This is a genomic window from Stenotrophomonas sp. HMWF003, assembly GCF_003061285.1.
GTDB classification, from domain to species: domain Bacteria; phylum Pseudomonadota; class Gammaproteobacteria; order Xanthomonadales; family Xanthomonadaceae; genus Stenotrophomonas; species Stenotrophomonas maltophilia_AP.
Genome location: NZ_QAIW01000285.1, coordinates 6145 through 7312 on the forward strand (window position 1 = coordinate 6145; position 1168 = coordinate 7312).

At 71.8% G+C, this 1168-nt stretch carries 1 protein-coding gene; it reads right to left on the reverse strand.

Features of this window, described 5'->3' with window-relative positions; all coding sequences use genetic code 11:
* Window positions 1-124: 124 nt before the first annotated feature.
* Window positions 125-1168, reverse strand: a complete 1044-nt coding sequence (locus DBR34_RS11830; protein WP_128096941.1) for an iron ABC transporter permease — start codon at window positions 1166-1168, stop codon at window positions 125-127.

Below are 1168 nucleotides of genomic sequence, written 5' to 3' on the forward strand. Positions count from 1 at the left end.
TTGCCCGCACCGTTGGGCCCGACCAGCGCCGTGACCGTGCCCGGCACGAAATCCAGCGCGATCCCATGCAGGATCTCGCGCTGCTGGCGACGCACGATTACCCCGCGCAGGCGCAACAGCGCGCTCATGGGCTGTCCTTGCGGCGCTGCTGCAGCACCAGCCACAGGAAGAACGGCGCGCCCAGCGCGGCCGAGAACAAGCCCAGCGGAATCTCCGCAGGCGGGTCCAGCGTGCGTGCGGCCGTATCGGCCACCACGATCAACAGCGCGCCCAGCACGCCCGACACCGGCAGCAGCCAGCGATGGCCCGGGCCCACCAGCATGCGCGCCACGTGCGGCACCACCAGACCCACGAACGCCACCGAACCGGCAAATGCCACGGCGGCCCCCACCAGCAGCGCACTGAAGGCCACCAGACGGCGCCGCGTGCGGGCCACGTCCAGGCCCAGATGCTGGGCCTGGCGTTCGCCCAGCGCCAGCATGTCCAGCGGCGTGGCCAGGCGCTGCAGCGCAAACGCGCCGATGGCGAACAACGGCACCACCGCTACCACGTCGCGCCAGCTGGCCCGCGCCAGCGACCCCATCTGCCAGAACACCAACGACTGCAGCTCGCTTTCGCTGGCGATGTAGGTCAGGAAACCGATCAGCGCCGAACAGAACGCCGCCATCGCAATGCCCACCAGCAGCAGCGTCGCATTGCCGCTGCCCTTGCCCGGTCGCGCCAGCAGGTAGGTCAGGCTGATCGCCACGGCGCCGCCGACGAACGCGGCCACCGGCACGATCCAGCCGGCCGCACCGGCCGCGCCCAGCACGATGGCCGCCACCGCGCCGAGGGCCGCGCCCTGGCTGACCCCCACGATGCCCGGGTCGGCCAATGGATTGCCGAACAGCCCCTGCAGACTGGCACCGGCCATTGCCAATGCGGCACCGACCATCGCCCCGAGCAGCGCGCGCGGAATGCGCAACTGCCAGACCACCGCCAGGTCACGGCTGCTCACCGCCTGCGGGTCTACCAGCCCCAGCTTCACCCCGAGCGCCTGCAGCACCTCCAGCGGTGGCAGCCGCAACGGCCCCACCGCGAACGAGGCGAGCACCGCCAGCAGCAGCACCACCGCCACCAGCAACAACATGCCGCGCCCGCGACGGCGGCGCCGATCGGCCGGACTCAT